Genomic DNA, 14,643 nt, shown 5'->3' on the forward strand with positions numbered 1-14,643 from the left:
AACAAATTATAGGTGGTGTTTCAAATGGCTACAAAGAAAGTTTTGAAGATAGTTAGTAGTTTAATAACTTGGATTCTATTCTTGCTATTAATCTTTATGGTTTTCGTTGTAATTTCATCAAAAGCCTCTGGGGGAGAACCTCAGTTTCTAGGATATCAGTTAAAAACCGTACTATCGGGTTCAATGGAACCAACGTTTAAAACAGGATCAATTATTGCGGTGGAACCAATAGAAGATCCAGCCGCACTGAAAAAAGGTGATGTTATTACCTATATGCAAGAGGGTGGAGAGCTAGTTACCCACAGAATTATTGAAGTAATGAACCAAAATAATCAAATCATGTTCCAAACCAAAGGGGATAACAACGAGGATTTAGACTCTCAATTAGTTCTATCTCAAAACGTAATTGCAAAATATACAGATGTGACAATTCCTTACTTAGGTTATTTAATAGATTTTGCAAAATCAAGCAAAGGTATGGCGATTCTACTAATTACTCCAGGTGTTTTATTAATCCTTTATTCAGTAGTCACTATTAGGGGAGCTCTTAGAGAGATTGATAAGCCGAAAACAGAAGTTCAAGATACTGGGAAACCAGCGTAATTAATGGTTGTATTCCCTATTAAACATAGGGGTTCAATAAATAAACTACATACCCTTAAATATATAAGGGGAAAATGAGGAGGAAACTAGAATGTCAGTAAAAAAGAAATTAGGATTGGGATTAGCATCCGCAGCTCTAGGTATTTCATTAGTCGGTGGGGGAACTTGGGCAGCATTTAACGACACAGCGACAGTTAACAACCATTTTGCGGCTGGGACGTTAGATCTTCAAGTTGGAAAAAGCGGTAATAAGCCAATTAGCTTTGACTTAACGAATCTTAAGCCTGGTGATAATATCCAACGTATTTTCACACTAGACAATGTTGGTACTCTTGCAATTAAAGAAGTTCTATTAAGCGGAACTGCGGCCAACTTTGAAGGAAATGGCGATTCTAGTCGAGATGATTTCTTATCTCAATTTGAAGTTGACTTCATGCAAGTAGACTCTGAAACTAGTCAATGGCAACCAAGACAAGATGTTGTTACTGGAGACTTTACTTTAGCAGACCTTATTAATGGTGATGTATCAGATATTGATTCAGATCATGTTGTAAATGGACAAATTAACTTAGCTTCTATTGCTGCAGGTACCGATGGAAGAATTGGAATTCCTGTTGATCCAGATGATAAAGATGATGTATTTATTCAAATTACATTTAAAAATGACCCTGCCAAAAAAGCAAATGGTGAATATGTACAAAATAAATATATGAACGATTCTGTAGACGTCTTCTTCAACCTGGAAGCCACTCAGTGGGATGGAGTACATGTTGATACTAACCATGGTAACGGCGCTGTAAACAATGGTGTTCAAAACTCAGCAGATGGATCTAACATGCCTAGCCCAAGAACAACAGGTGGCCCAACTCATACTGAAGAAGTAACTGACTAATTTAATATTGGTAATATCTAATATAGAAAAGGTGGGTTTCCCACCTTTTCTATAATTCACTTAAATATAAATGAGGTATTAATATGAAACTTATTCCTCCATTACTCTTAATCTTTGTTCTGTTATTCCCAATAGGTGCCGCTGCTAATATTAATAATGGCGAAATCGATTTAACCACTAGACCTGCGAAAATCCTTTTCGATTTATCCAATGTAAAGCCTGGGGACTCGGTTGCCCGCGACTTTGTAATAATCAATAATGGCATCCAAGATTTTAACTATATTACTTCAAGTAAATTTCTCTCTGGATCCGAGCACTTTTATAATCAGTTGGATTTAATGATTGAAGATGCTAATGGAATCCTTTACGAAGGCAAGTTGAAAGATTTAACCGGTCTAGAGCCTAAATTTCTAGAGGGCCAGCAAAGCGAAAATCTCCTGTTTGTCATCAAGGTTCCGATAGAACTAGGAAATGAGTTCCAAGGAGTGAGTACTGAGTTCCAATTAAAACTATTCGTTGAAGGCACTTTAGGTGGTGTTCTCCCAGCAGATGGACCAATGCTTCCAAATACCGCTACTGATATGTTCAATTTAATCATAGCTGGTGCAGTTTTAGTTCTAGGTGGAGGAATCTATTACTTTAAGAATAAAAGAAAAATAGCGGATATAAAAAAATAGTAATGACCTTGATGAACTGCCAAAAACTAAATCAAGGTCATTTTTGTGTTTATCAGTGAATACCTTAAATTTGATAGGGTTAATGATTGAACTTTGGGAAATAACTTATAGAGTGTGAAGTCTTAGATTATTTACTTTTTAAAATGAAAAAGAGGTACTTAAATGAATAAGATATTCTACTATTTATCACTTTTAAATATATTTGATGCTTTTGTGACTTACTACGGCCTAAAAAACGGCCTAATCACTGAAATGAATCCATTCATGGACAAACTCTATCAAGCAAACTCAAGCCTGTTTATCCTTATGAAATTGTCACTATCACTCTTCCTCTACCTATTTATTCTCTTTAAAGTGGTTCCGTCATCAAGATTAGTAAAGAGTGTTGCGTTTATGGCTTCGGGTATGTATACCATCGTTTTTGGGCTTCATTGTTTTTGGCTCTTTCTACTATAACCTAGGACATTTTCAAGCGGTGACAATAAAGCTGTCCTCAATCCTGAAATTAGTGGTTTTGATTCTCATGCCAGAAAAGCTATAGTATATAGTAGAAACTAGGTAAAGAAGGGAGTAATGACCATGAGACTTGCTTTTATCTCCGACATCCACGGGAATGCAAACGCCCTGGATGCAGTACTATCAGATATTAAGGAAAGAAATGTCGACAAGGTCTATGTACTTGGCGATCTTTGTTATCGAGGACCAGAGCCGCAGCGGTCTTTGGATCTTGTTCGTTCGCTGAATACGGACGTGATTAAAGGAAATGCCGATGAGTGGGTGGTTCGTGGGGTGAATCAGGGCGAGGTGCCAGAACAAGCTTTAGACATGATGAACAAAGAGCGTGATTGGATTTATTCAAACCTAAATGAAGAAAGCATTGATTATCTTCGCAATCTCCCAACAGAGTTAAACATAGAGATAGAAGGAATGAAAATCCACGCATACCATGCAACCCCATCTAGTCTATTTGAAGTCGTTCTTCCAGACGAAAAGGAAGAAATGCTAACAACGAAAATGATGACTCAAGACGCAGATTTATACATATATGCCCATATTCATAGGCCGTATATCCGTTATATTAATGGCAAATGCATTATGAACATTGGAAGCGTAGGTTTGCCGTTTGATGGGTTAAAGAAAGCGTCCTATGCCATTGTTGATTTAAAAGAAGGTATTTTTCAAACATCAATCGTTCGCGTTGGCTATGATATTCCGCAAACGATTGAGCAATTTAAACAATCCGATTATCCAAACCGAGAACAGCTTGTGAAAATACTCCAAAATGCCTCCCTATAACCAGGTAGTAGAAACTGTTTAGCTATAAGAGAACCACCATAGTTGGTGGTTTTTTGTTTTGAAAAGGTAGGTCGTTCTCAATTAAGAATAAATGAGAAAATAGTAGTAATTTACCGAAAAGTAAAGATTTACTGGTAAAAACGGCCCAAAACAAGGAATTTCGGATATTGTGTTCTGGTTAGAAAGAGGTTATGTTCATTATAGTGAACAAAATCCAACTAATTAAACAATCCTAATGATAGTAGTTTGTGATAGAAAAATTACTCCGAAAATAAGGAGGTCAATCCTATGGATGGTAAGAAGCTGAAGGAGCTTCGTAGAAGAAAAGGGTTCACTTTAGATACATTAAGTGAGCGAACTGGTATCTCAAAATCTTATTTAAGTTTGATTGAAAGAGATATTCAAAGCAATCCTAGTTTAGATATCTTACATAGAATTGCAAAAACGTTTGGGGTAGAAGTTGAGGAATTAGTTAGGACGAAGAGGGAAGGTAATGGGGAGACCTTTTCTATTTCAACTTCGGCCGTAAAAAGTACCTTTAAAATAGAGGTTGAGCTTCCAATAGATGAGTTGAATCCGCAAAAGTTAGAACAGATAAAAGAATTTATCCAGGCACTTAAGAAAAATTAACCTTGCTTTTTATTAATAAAAGGTTAATGGTATACAAAGCTTATAGGAATTTAGGTGTATTAGTATGGACTTTTAGTTCGTTACCGTTAATTAAAGGAGATTCAGACTTCACGGCTGATACTGGTGGCTTCTCAATCTCCCCGATTTTGATAATTATTCTCCAATACTAGAGACGGCATCCTCCTTAATCATTTAGTTAAACTCAGCCACTACTTTAATCCTCGAATGGAATCTATCTTTTCTGTTAAAATCACAGTGTATAAATATAAGGAAAAATAATATTCAATCGCTATCTTCCCTAATTGCAGTTCTTTTCCTTAGCCTAATGTTATGCAAATTATGGTGTTTTCATTATTCGTCTACCCAAACAGAATCAGATATAATAATATATACTGGTTAAGAGTAGTCTATAATTACTACTATGGGAACATTATTATGTTGTCTCATTAGAGTTCAATGGGTTACGATATGTCAAAAAAGTGCCAAAGGAGATCCCGAAGTATGAATGATGGTACCAGGGAAGAAGTTTTAAGAGTAGAAGAGATAAAGGCGGTTAAATTGTTTACCCTTCTCTTTTATTTTGTTTTTATAGGATATGATTTTGTCTATTATTATTTGTTTCCATATTTAAAACATGAGCCAATGGGGTTGCCGGATAAAGGGTTGGGCTATTATATGTATGGAGCGCTTTTCTTGCTGCTTCCTCTTGTTCTTTTCCTAATAAAAAAAGAGCAGCCATTTCTCATTAAGTATATTTATTTTTATGCTTTTCTATTGCTGGACGCTATCAATAATATACTAATCTATTGGGGTACTGATTCACCTTATATGAATGGCAATCTAGTCGAAGTCTTATTTTTAATCTTTTCTCCTATTTTTGTAAATAAGCGTTTCTTTTGGATTATTACCGTATCTATGGTTTTGAAATATGTCGCTTATGGGCTGCTATTCAATAGTGTTACAGTCCTTCTTCCAATTATGTTATTACTCTTTTTAGCATTATTCGGGTGGATTGTGTTAACTCGCTTTATTTCTTATATAAACGGTATGATTTTGGCGTACGAGGACGGCAAACGAAAGGAAAAGCTTGCTGTGGTTGGTCAAATGGCTGCTTCTATTGCACATGAAATTAGAAACCCCTTGTCTGCGCTAAAGGGGTTTACTCAACTACAGTTGGAGAAAGATAAGTCAGAAGAAAATTTTTATCCCATCATGTTAAATGAGATTGACCGGATTAACCTAATTGTCTCTGATTTACTAATCTTAGGAAAACCGAGTGGGGCAACTAAGATACAGGTTAGCATTGAAGAGATACTAAAGTACGTTGTTTCAATTATTGAACCACAGGCTTCCAGACAAAATATCACTATACGGACCGAAATAGGTGGTCCTTTTCCGTATATCTATTGTGATGAGAACCAATTAAAACAGGTTTTTCTAAACTTAATAAAAAATTCAGTTGAATCAATGTTGGACGGTGGCAATATAGATATCAAGGCCCAGTTTATAAAGAATCGATTTATCATTAGTATTCAAGATGAAGGGGAAGGTATTCCTCAAGAGCAGATTGATAAACTAGGGGAACCTTTTTATACCACTAAACCAAATGGAACAGGTCTTGGCTTGATGGTGACAAAGAAAATAATCGAAGAGCATAAAGGAAAACTAGAAATCTCTAGCGTTCCAAAAAACGGAACAAAAATTAATATTTTGTTACCGGAACGTTAGATTATCACCAAATCTTAATAAATATATACCATATGGTCTATTCTTGTAGTAGTACTTTTGGTTTATAATAAATATGAGAGTGTCGATTTATGGCGTTTTTGCTTGGGATATTTATTTGTTTGGTTAAAAACAAGAGAAATATTCAAATCTTAATGTATTGGGGTACTAAAAATGCAAAAAGAATTTCTTAACCCGAGCCTAAGGCATGAGGAGCAACGTGCATTAAAGTGGTTCCTTATAATGTTTTATCTGATTTCTGTTCTTTATGACTTATTTTTTTACTTTTTCTATAAAACATACGTTTATAATCTTGAACCGGGATTACCTGGTTTTGGCTATATTTATTATTTATTACTTTTCGCTTTAATTCCAGTAGTCATTTTATTAAGTAAAAAAGTGAAATTGAGTTCAATAAAATATGTATTTATCGTAGCCTATTTAGTACTTTCAACAATGAATGATGCGGTTTATTACTTGGGGTCAGATATAGAGTACCAAACTGGTAATGTTGTTGAAATCTTTATCGTTTTATTTACCCCACTGTTTGTTAATAAGAACTTTTTCAATTTTGTATTTATAGGAATGATCATTAAATACGTAGTTATCGGATTATTAATGCAATCAAGTACTGTATTACTTCCTCTTGTCTTATATTTATTTTTATCGGGTGTTGCTTACGTACTGCTTAAACGATTTCAAGCTTATTTACAGGCCTATAAAAACTCCTATGATGAGCAGTTAAGAGGTATTGTTAAAGGCGTTATTGCGACTATTGAATTAAAAGACCCGTATACGAGAGGACATAGTGAACGGGTTGCTCAATATGCTCGGATACTGGCAATTGCAACAGGAAAGTACAATGAGGATGAGTTAAACTCCTTCCATTATGCTTGCTTGTTACATGATGTCGGCAAGGTGAATATTCCTGATCAAATTTTAATGAAACCCGGAAGGCTGTCATGTGACGAATTTGAAGTCATAAAGACCCATCCAGTAGTCGGAGTTGAAGCAGTAAGGAAAGTTCAAGGGCTTGATCAGAGTCTCGATGTGATAAAATCCCACCATGAAAGATGGGACGGCAAAGGTTATCCTGATCAGTTGAAAGGTGAGGAGATTTCACAATTAGCACGTATTGTTTCGATTGCTGATGCATTTGATGCGATGACTTCATCGCGTTCCTACCGTTCTGCTCTCCCTGTTAAGGAGGCATATAATAGAATTATAGATGGTAAGGGGACACAGTTTGATCCTGAGTTGGTTGAACTGTTCAAAAAGGTTTATCCAGATTGGGAAGAATTCCATAAAAATTATGATTGGTCTATCAGTCTCCATTATCAACAAAATTAACTTAATTTGAGAGGAGGTGACATCATGAAAATCCGCAAGCTTAAAAAAATTAAAACAACTTGTTGGTTTTGTGCCTTTTTTCCTAAGTATTAATTTTAGTTAAGAGTTATTTAGTCTCGTTCCCTAATTCTTATTAAATGGGGGTCTATATGGTCATAACTAAACATTCTAATATCAGCCTATATCCCTTGCGTATAAATCAAGATAAGAAATATTTCATTGTTGAGGATATACTCACAGGTGAATTCTTTGAAATGCCTGGGATCTGTATTGAGGCGATTACAATGATTAATGAGGGCCAACCACTTTATCTAATTGAGGAGATCCTAAAAGACAGATATCCCAATGAAGAAGTGGACATGCAAAATTTTGCTGGGGATCTCCTTGAATTAGGTCTTGTCAAAAGCTTGGATGGGAAAACATTCCCAAAAGAGGTTGAGAAAAAAAGTGGTGGCCTAGAATGGATACCTGCAAACGTGGGTCACTTCTTTTTTAATCGTTATTCGTCTATCTTTTATTCCTTAGTTTTTTTAGTTAGTATCATTTTGTTTGCATTAAAACCCGATTTATTTCCGGTTTACGATGATGTATTTCTATTTGATTTGATGATTTATAATATATTAGTTTTCCTCAGTTTATCCTTCATATTTGTAGTCGTTCATGAATTGGGTCATGTTCTTGCCATTCGTGCAGAGAACTTGCCTACTAAAATCGAACTTGGACATCGCCTGTTTTTCATTGTTCTTGAAACAGATATGTCTCGAGTGTGGTCGCTCCAACCGGAAAAAAGAAATCGCCTATACTTAGCGGGCATGAATTTTGATGTAGTCGTTATGTTCATAGCCTTAATTGTTCAAATTCTTTTTGTTAACCATTTCATTGTCGTTGGTATTGCTAAAATGGTGGTTATCAGCACTTTTATCAGGATTATCTATCAATTCTGTGTATATATGAAAACAGATATGTACTATGTGTTAGAGAATTGGTCAGGCTGCCACAATCTTATGGAAAGTGGACAGATGTTTTTAAAACGGTGGATCCCATTTTTACCTACTAGTGGAAATAGCACGACGTTCAACGGAGAAGAAAAGTTGGTTCGTCCTTATGCTCTATTCTATCTTTTTGGGGTTATGATTACCGTTACGATTGCAATCTTTTACAATTTCCCACTAATTATTCATGCAGGGATCTTAGTTTTACCGGGTTTTTTAGAGCCGGCTAGCAGTATTTATTTTTGGGACGCTACCGTCTTCTTTCTTCAATTTATCCTCATGTTTGGTTTACTAGCTTATTCTTGGTCAAAAAAATATCGTGAAAAGCAAACAAGGCAGCCTATGTAGGTTGCCTTGTTTGCAGTTAATACAATTTTTGAGGTGAGAATAGAAGCCCTCTCCTCCCAATAGAAACCCATTAACCCGTACCTCAAGGGTTCATCAGAGCCAAACTATCGAACAGCACCCACACTGTTCTTCTTTTATGTCTAAAAAAGGAAATTTTCGTAAGAATAGTTGTTAAAAATCCTAAAGCCGATTTTAACGTTAGATAGGCTATTTTGTGCGTTTTAGTAAGTTTGCAAGCTCTTTTCTCATAAACATGGTCTGAGATACAAGTTAAAGGGTGTTAAAAAATTTTTCTAACTTTTAAAAGGTAATAAGGTTTGAGAAAAGAGCCTTAAAAAGGAAATTTTCGTAAGAATAGTTGTTAAAATCCTAAAGCCGATTTTAACGTTAGATAAGCTATTTTGTGCGTTTTAGTATGTTTGCAAGCTCTTTTCTCATAAACATGATCTGAGATACAAGTTAAAGGGTGTTAAAAAATTTATCTTTCTTTTAAAAAGTAACAAGGTTTTGAGAAAAGAGCCTTAAAAAACAGGGAATACTGGACTTGAATGAGGTTTTTAGGCTAGTATTCATCTTAGAACTCGGCTATTTTCGTAAAGCTTGTTGCTAAAATCTAAGAGCCGATTTTAGCGTAAGAACCGTTAGTTATGAGGTTTAACATACGTTTGCAAGCTCTTTTCTCAAATATAGTAAAGTTTTTTTACGGTAGTTATGAGTTAAGAGCAAAGGTCTTTGATCTTCAAAAGCAATAAAGTTTGAGAAAAGAGCCTAGAACTTAGAAAGTGTTTTAAAGGAGACGGAAATGACTGAAAATCAATCTATTATTCAAGAGTTGAAACCATTTATACAGGAAGCGTGGAGCAAGGCTGAGTTTTCGATGCCAACGGATGTACAAGCAAGCACGATTCCGCTTATCATCGCTGGACAGGATGTGATTGCTGAATCGCCGACTGGTACTGGAAAAACGTTAGCTTATTTGTTACCTGTTTTAAATAAAATTGATACGAAAAAACAAAATACCCAGGCAGTCATTTTAGCTTCTTCGCAGGAGTTAGTGATGCAAATTCTTGCTGAGGTACAAAAATGGGGCACAGGCAGCGGGATTACTTCCACCTCAATTATTGGTGGTGCCAATCCAAAACGACAATTAGATAAGCTAAAAAAGAGCCCTCACCTGATTGTTGGTACTCCTGGTAGGGTCAATGAGCTTATCAAACAAAAGAAAATTAAAATGCACGAAGTGAAAACTGTCGTTCTGGATGAAGGCGATCAGCTGCTTACTCCTGAACACCGGAACACCGTTGAAAGCATCGTCAAATCGACACTCGCGGACAGCCGTCAGGTGCTTTTATTTTCAGCTACTCTTCCAGACCATACGGAACAAGCTGCAAGAGAGCTCACAAAGGACCCGGAAGTGATTAAAATTAAACAAGATTCAACAATTGCTACTGGAACCGTCGAGCATATTTATTTTATCAGTGAACAGCGTGATAAAATTAAGGTTCTTGAGAGGTTGTCCCGCCTTGATGCGTTTAAAGGTCTTGTTTTTATTAAAGATATTGGTACTCTTCAGGTGACAACTGAAAAGCTTAATTTTAATGGGATTCCGGCAATGATGCTACATAGTGAGTTAACGAAACAGCAGCGGCAAGCAAACATGAAGCAGTTCCGTGAAGGGAAAAATGAAATGTTACTTGTGACCGATATTGCGGCGCGTGGCCTTGATATTAAAGGGGTGACACATGTGGTTCACTTTGACTTCCCTCGTGACCGTGAGCAGTATATTCATCGCTCAGGTCGTACCGGTCGTTTCGGAGCTGAGGGGACGGTTATTAGCATTGTGAATGAACGTGAAGAGCGGGAGTTAAAGAAATTCTGTAAGGAATTAGGAATTACTCCGGCTCAGAAAGATTTTTATAGTGGGAAAATTGTTGATGTGAGAAGCTAGCTATGGTATTTTACCATAGCTTTTTTTTCTGTGAATTTTAGAGGGATTTGCATGATAATAAAAGAACTTAATAATCAATGACTCCACTAGAAAGGACAGAAACCAAATGGAAAATCCCAAATTACAAGACCTATTGGAAAATTGGCTTCCTGAGGCGACAATCGATGATATGCAAAACAAAATGGCAAGTGGAGAGTTATCCTCAAAACAGCTTGTGTTGATGTATTTAAGCCGGATTGCAAATTTTGATAAAAGTGGACCATCCATTAATGCTATATTAGAAATCAATCCAGATGCACTTCATATTGCTGAGGCTTTAGATGCTGAGCGTAACGAGCGGGGGCCCCGAGGTCCGCTGCACGGAATTCCGGTACTATTAAAGGATAATATTGATACCTATGACAAAATGCATACTAGCGCTGGTTCACTTGCACTCGAACATTCTTTTGCACCGGAGGACTCTTTTGTCGCCTCGCAGTTAAGGAAAGCGGGTGCCGTCCTTCTGGGCAAAACCAATATGACGGAATGGGCCAATTTTATGGCGGAAAATATGCCAACTGGATACAGCTCAAGGGGTGGCCAAGTGCTGAATCCTTATGGTCCACAAAAGTTCATTGTCGGCGGGTCTAGTGCTGGTTCGGGTGCAGCGATTGCTGCAAACTTTGCCGCTGTTGCTGTAGGGACGGAAACTTCAGGGTCGATTTTAAATCCGAGTGGTCAAAACTCACTGGTTGGCATCAAACCTACTGTTGGTCTTATTAGCAGGAGAGGGATTATTCCGATTTCACATACGCAAGATACGGCCGGACCGATGGCAAGAACGGTAAAAGATGCGGTGTATCTGCTAGCTGCGCTTTCCGGTGTGGATGAACGCGATCCAGTTACGCTGACTAACAAGAATGTTCAAGGTTTCCAAAGTGCCCTAGATAAAAGTGACTTGCAGGGAGCCAAAATAGGTGTTCCCCGGGACTCTGTTTATTACGAAGGCCTTACAGAGGAAAAACGGAAAATTTTCGAAGACTCTGTTGAGAAATTGAAACAGCTCGGTGCAGAAATTAAGGATGTAGAAATTCCTGCGGGAAAAATAGACTGGGGATACGATGTGCTTACCTATGAGTTCAAACCTGGTCTGAATGCCTATTTGAGCCAACTCCATCCATCAGTCAAAGTCCGTAACCTAACCCAACTCATTGCATTTAACAAACATCATCTTGAGAGAACGTTGAAATATGGTCAAGCCGTGTTGCTTGAGTCTGAAACAACAAGTGGCACGCTTACGGAGAAGCAGTATATTCAAGCGCTTGAGCATGATCAATACATGTCTAAAGAACAAGGAATTGATTATACCTTAAACAAGTATGATGTGAGTGCATTGGTTTTTCCGCATGACCATGGCAGTGCCATTGCCGCGATTGCTGGTTATCCTTCGATTACAATACCAGCCGGCTATACCGCTGAAGGGGAACCGTTTGGAATTACTTTTACAGGAACAGCTTACAGCGAAGACACACTGATTCCACTGGCATATGGGTTTGAACAAGCAACAAAGGTCCGAAAGCCACCAGTATTGGCGCTTAATTCATAAGCATAATACTTTTAAAATGGCTCATACTACACGTGTAATCCCTAAAAAAGGAGTCGAGTGAGATGGGCAGGCAAAAGTATGGTAATCCAGGCGCACAGCGCAACAATAATAGAAAAAAAGGCCAGAGTGTAAGTGAAGAATTGGTCGAGTGGACAACAAGTGATAAGAAAAAGAATGAACCAAGCAATCCATCTGATTAACCCTTAAGGCTAGCACATGGCTGACTATAGAAATTTTAGGTGCTTTCCGTGCTAGCGGAGGCACCTTATGTGCTTTTTCCTCGATTTAAGGTACAATAAATGGACATGCACTTCATCACTTGGAGGGAAACGTCTTGGAGAAGAAAATCGAAAGAACGCAATCTGGTCAGTTTGAAGTCGCCTTTAATCGTATACATAGATGTTTAAAAGACATGGTGAAGGATGCTCATAACGATTCCTTTGTGGAACTCTTAAATGTCGGGCAAAAAAGCCACTCAATTATTCGTAAATATAAAGATGAGCTCTATCAGTTTGCCAGGCTTCGCAATGCCATTGTCCATGAGAAGGTGGATGTTGATTATTATATTGCCGAGCCGCATACAAAAGTGGTTCGTCGGATTGAAGACATTGCGACGAATTTTGAAAAGCCCCCATTAGCGATGGCGATTTCATCCGCACCTATTTTTTATTATTACGAAGATGCCTATTTAAAGGATGTGCTCAAGGCCATCAATAAATTCGATTTCACTCGGTTTCCGATTTATGATAAAAATTATCAATACGTAGGGCTACTGACTGCTTCTGATATTATTCGATGGATGGCAAAGGAAATGACAAGTAATGTGATTTCGCTTGGAGACGTAAAGGTCCGGGAATTGTTAAACAATACGAAAGAATACTACGTTGATTTTATTAAAGAAACAACAAACCTGTACGAGGTAGAGGAGCTTTTTGACCAATATCATGCTCAAGATAAAAAACTACAGGCGGTTATCCTTTCCGAAAATGGAAAGTCCAACAGCAAACCGAAAGCGATTTTAACTCCTTGGGATTTACTTGATCCTGAGCCGAACGGATGAATAAAATGGACAAGGCTTCCGATTACAGGAGGCCTTGTTTTATTTTTAACCTTCCCAAACATACTAAGGAAAAAGATGTAGGAAAGGGGCTGCGGTAGATGCCAGAATTGCCGGAGATGGAAACATATAGAAGGTTGTTAAGTGACCGAATTGTTGGGAAGCCGATTACAGAAATTGAAGTGAACCGTGAAAAGTCGATTAATATCCCGCCTAGTCAATTTATTCAGGAGCTTCAAGGGAAGACCATCACACATATTGACCGCCGAGCAAAACACCTGATTTTTCAGCTGAGCTCTGGGAAAAGTTTGCTACTCCATTTAATGCTTGGGGGCTGGATGTATCTTGGGAATGATGAGGATAACCCTGACCGAACCAAGCAGGTAATTCTATCTTTTGGGAACGAGAAGCTATATTTTATCGGCCTGCGGCTGGGGTTTCTTCATTTTTATAACGCAAAGGAACTTGCATCTGAACTGAGTGAACTTGGCCCTGAGCCACTTGATCCTAATTTTACTATTAGTCAGTTTCAAGAGATTTTTACAGAGAGGCGTGGGATGATTAAAACAACGCTCGTTAACCAGGAGGTTATTGCGGGAATTGGGAACTGCTATTCAGACGAAATTTGTTTTGAGGCAAAGATTAAGCCAATCAGAAAGTTTGATGAGCTCGAATCCTCCGAATTTCAGGCCTTATTTAATGGGATGAAGACCGTGTTCCATAGAGCGATAGAAGCCGGTGGATACATGGACAATCCTCTTTTTAAAAACGACCAGAAAACCGGTGGATATGACAAGGTTTGTAGGGTTTATGACCGAGAAGGCGATTCGTGTTTTAGGTGCCAGACCCCTATCATAAAAGAAACCGTTTCTTCGCGAAAGACATTTTATTGCCCTAATTGCCAGAATTAATGATTGCTTACTATTCATTTCCTATAAAAAAGAGGAGAAAACAGAATGTTTAGAGAACTATTTCAAAAAAGGAAACTATAGGGGTGAATAGGATGAGCTTTAAAACAGCCGATATTTGTGATGATTTTGCGAGCAAGCTGGAGGTTTGTCAAAGTGAGTTTAAATCTTATGGGAAAAAGCCGAAATTTTTTGGTCCAATTTCGACGGTAAAGGTTTTTGAGGACAATGTTCTTGTTGTAGACTTGTTAGAATCTATTCCAGCGGGAAGTGTCCTTGTGGTCGATGGCGGAGGCTCTCGACGCTGTGCCTTAATGGGGGACAGACTTGGTGGGATTGCCGAGTCTCGGAAGCTTGCCGGAGTTATTATTAACGGATGTGTGCGTGATTCCGAGGATTTGGCTAAGTTGGATGTCGGAATTTTTGCCCTTGGGACCAATCCGTTAAAAAGTAAGAAAGAGGGAAAAGGCGAAAAGCATGTGACCGTTACTTTTGGTGGGATTGACTGGAAGCCAGGGTCTTATGCTTATGCAGATCAAGATGGTGTGGTTGTTTCCGACCAGAAACTTTTATAGTAAAAAATTTTAAAATGTTGTTGGTATAAATTTACTCTTTTTTCTCATCCTAATCGA

General features: G+C 37.7%; 15 protein-coding genes. All 15 read left to right on the forward strand.

Going from position 1 to position 14,643, the window contains the following annotated elements; all coding sequences use genetic code 11:
• The first annotated feature begins 24 nt into the window (after positions 1–24).
• A complete protein-coding gene (gene sipW / locus LG336_RS01815) occupies positions 25–603 on the forward strand; it encodes a signal peptidase I SipW (protein WP_404330873.1) in 579 nt (192 codons plus the stop codon).
• A gap of 91 nt (positions 604–694) precedes the next feature.
• Positions 695–1,495, forward strand: a complete 801-nt coding sequence (locus LG336_RS01820) for a TasA family protein (protein ID WP_404330874.1) — start codon at positions 695–697, stop codon at positions 1,493–1,495.
• A gap of 83 nt (positions 1,496–1,578) precedes the next feature.
• Positions 1,579–2,172, forward strand: coding sequence for a TasA family protein (locus tag LG336_RS01825; RefSeq protein ID WP_404330875.1), 594 nt, complete (start codon positions 1,579–1,581; stop codon positions 2,170–2,172).
• A gap of 162 nt (positions 2,173–2,334) precedes the next feature.
• Positions 2,335–2,628, forward strand: coding sequence for a DUF5658 family protein (locus tag LG336_RS01830; protein ID WP_404330876.1), 294 nt, complete (start codon positions 2,335–2,337; stop codon positions 2,626–2,628).
• Positions 2,629–2,751: 123 nt separating this feature from the next.
• Positions 2,752–3,468 carry a metallophosphoesterase family protein gene (locus tag LG336_RS01835; RefSeq protein ID WP_404330877.1) on the forward strand — a complete coding sequence of 239 codons (717 nt, stop codon included), beginning with the start codon at positions 2,752–2,754 and terminating at the stop codon, positions 3,466–3,468.
• Between the two features lie 288 nt (positions 3,469–3,756).
• A complete protein-coding gene (locus LG336_RS01840; protein ID WP_404330878.1) occupies positions 3,757–4,098 on the forward strand; it encodes a helix-turn-helix domain-containing protein in 342 nt (113 codons plus the stop codon).
• 501 nt (positions 4,099–4,599) lie between these two features.
• Positions 4,600–5,826 carry an ATP-binding protein gene (locus LG336_RS01845; protein WP_404330879.1) on the forward strand — a complete coding sequence of 409 codons (1,227 nt, stop codon included), beginning with the start codon at positions 4,600–4,602 and terminating at the stop codon, positions 5,824–5,826.
• Between the two features lie 171 nt (positions 5,827–5,997).
• Entirely contained in the window at positions 5,998–7,173 is a 1,176-nt protein-coding gene (locus tag LG336_RS01850; protein WP_404330880.1) for an HD-GYP domain-containing protein, read from the forward strand.
• 149 nt (positions 7,174–7,322) lie between these two features.
• Positions 7,323–8,513: a hypothetical protein gene (locus tag LG336_RS01855; protein WP_404330881.1), complete on the forward strand. Its 1,191-nt coding sequence runs from the start codon at positions 7,323–7,325 to the stop codon at positions 8,511–8,513.
• An 802-nt stretch (positions 8,514–9,315) separates the two neighbouring features.
• Positions 9,316–10,461: a DEAD/DEAH box helicase gene (locus LG336_RS01860; protein WP_404330882.1), complete on the forward strand. Its 1,146-nt coding sequence runs from the start codon at positions 9,316–9,318 to the stop codon at positions 10,459–10,461.
• A gap of 106 nt (positions 10,462–10,567) precedes the next feature.
• On the forward strand, positions 10,568–12,046 hold the full coding sequence (locus LG336_RS01865; protein WP_404330883.1) for an amidase family protein: 1,479 nt from the start codon (positions 10,568–10,570) through the stop codon (positions 12,044–12,046).
• A gap of 62 nt (positions 12,047–12,108) precedes the next feature.
• Positions 12,109–12,246, forward strand: a complete 138-nt coding sequence (locus LG336_RS01870) for a hypothetical protein (protein ID WP_404330884.1) — start codon at positions 12,109–12,111, stop codon at positions 12,244–12,246.
• Positions 12,247–12,380: 134 nt separating this feature from the next.
• Complete coding sequence (locus LG336_RS01875; RefSeq protein ID WP_404330885.1) at positions 12,381–13,106, forward strand: CBS domain-containing protein; 726 nt, start codon at positions 12,381–12,383, stop codon at positions 13,104–13,106.
• A gap of 98 nt (positions 13,107–13,204) precedes the next feature.
• Positions 13,205–14,014, forward strand: a complete 810-nt coding sequence (mutM, locus tag LG336_RS01880) for a bifunctional DNA-formamidopyrimidine glycosylase/DNA-(apurinic or apyrimidinic site) lyase (protein WP_404330886.1) — start codon at positions 13,205–13,207, stop codon at positions 14,012–14,014.
• Between the two features lie 92 nt (positions 14,015–14,106).
• Complete coding sequence (rraA, locus tag LG336_RS01885; RefSeq protein ID WP_404330887.1) at positions 14,107–14,586, forward strand: ribonuclease E activity regulator RraA; 480 nt, start codon at positions 14,107–14,109, stop codon at positions 14,584–14,586.
• Positions 14,587–14,643 lie beyond the last annotated feature (57 nt).

The sequence above is a fragment of the Mesobacillus maritimus genome (assembly GCF_044803185.1).
GTDB classification, from domain to species: Bacteria; Bacillota; Bacilli; order Bacillales; family Cytobacillaceae; genus Mesobacillus_B; species Mesobacillus_B maritimus_B.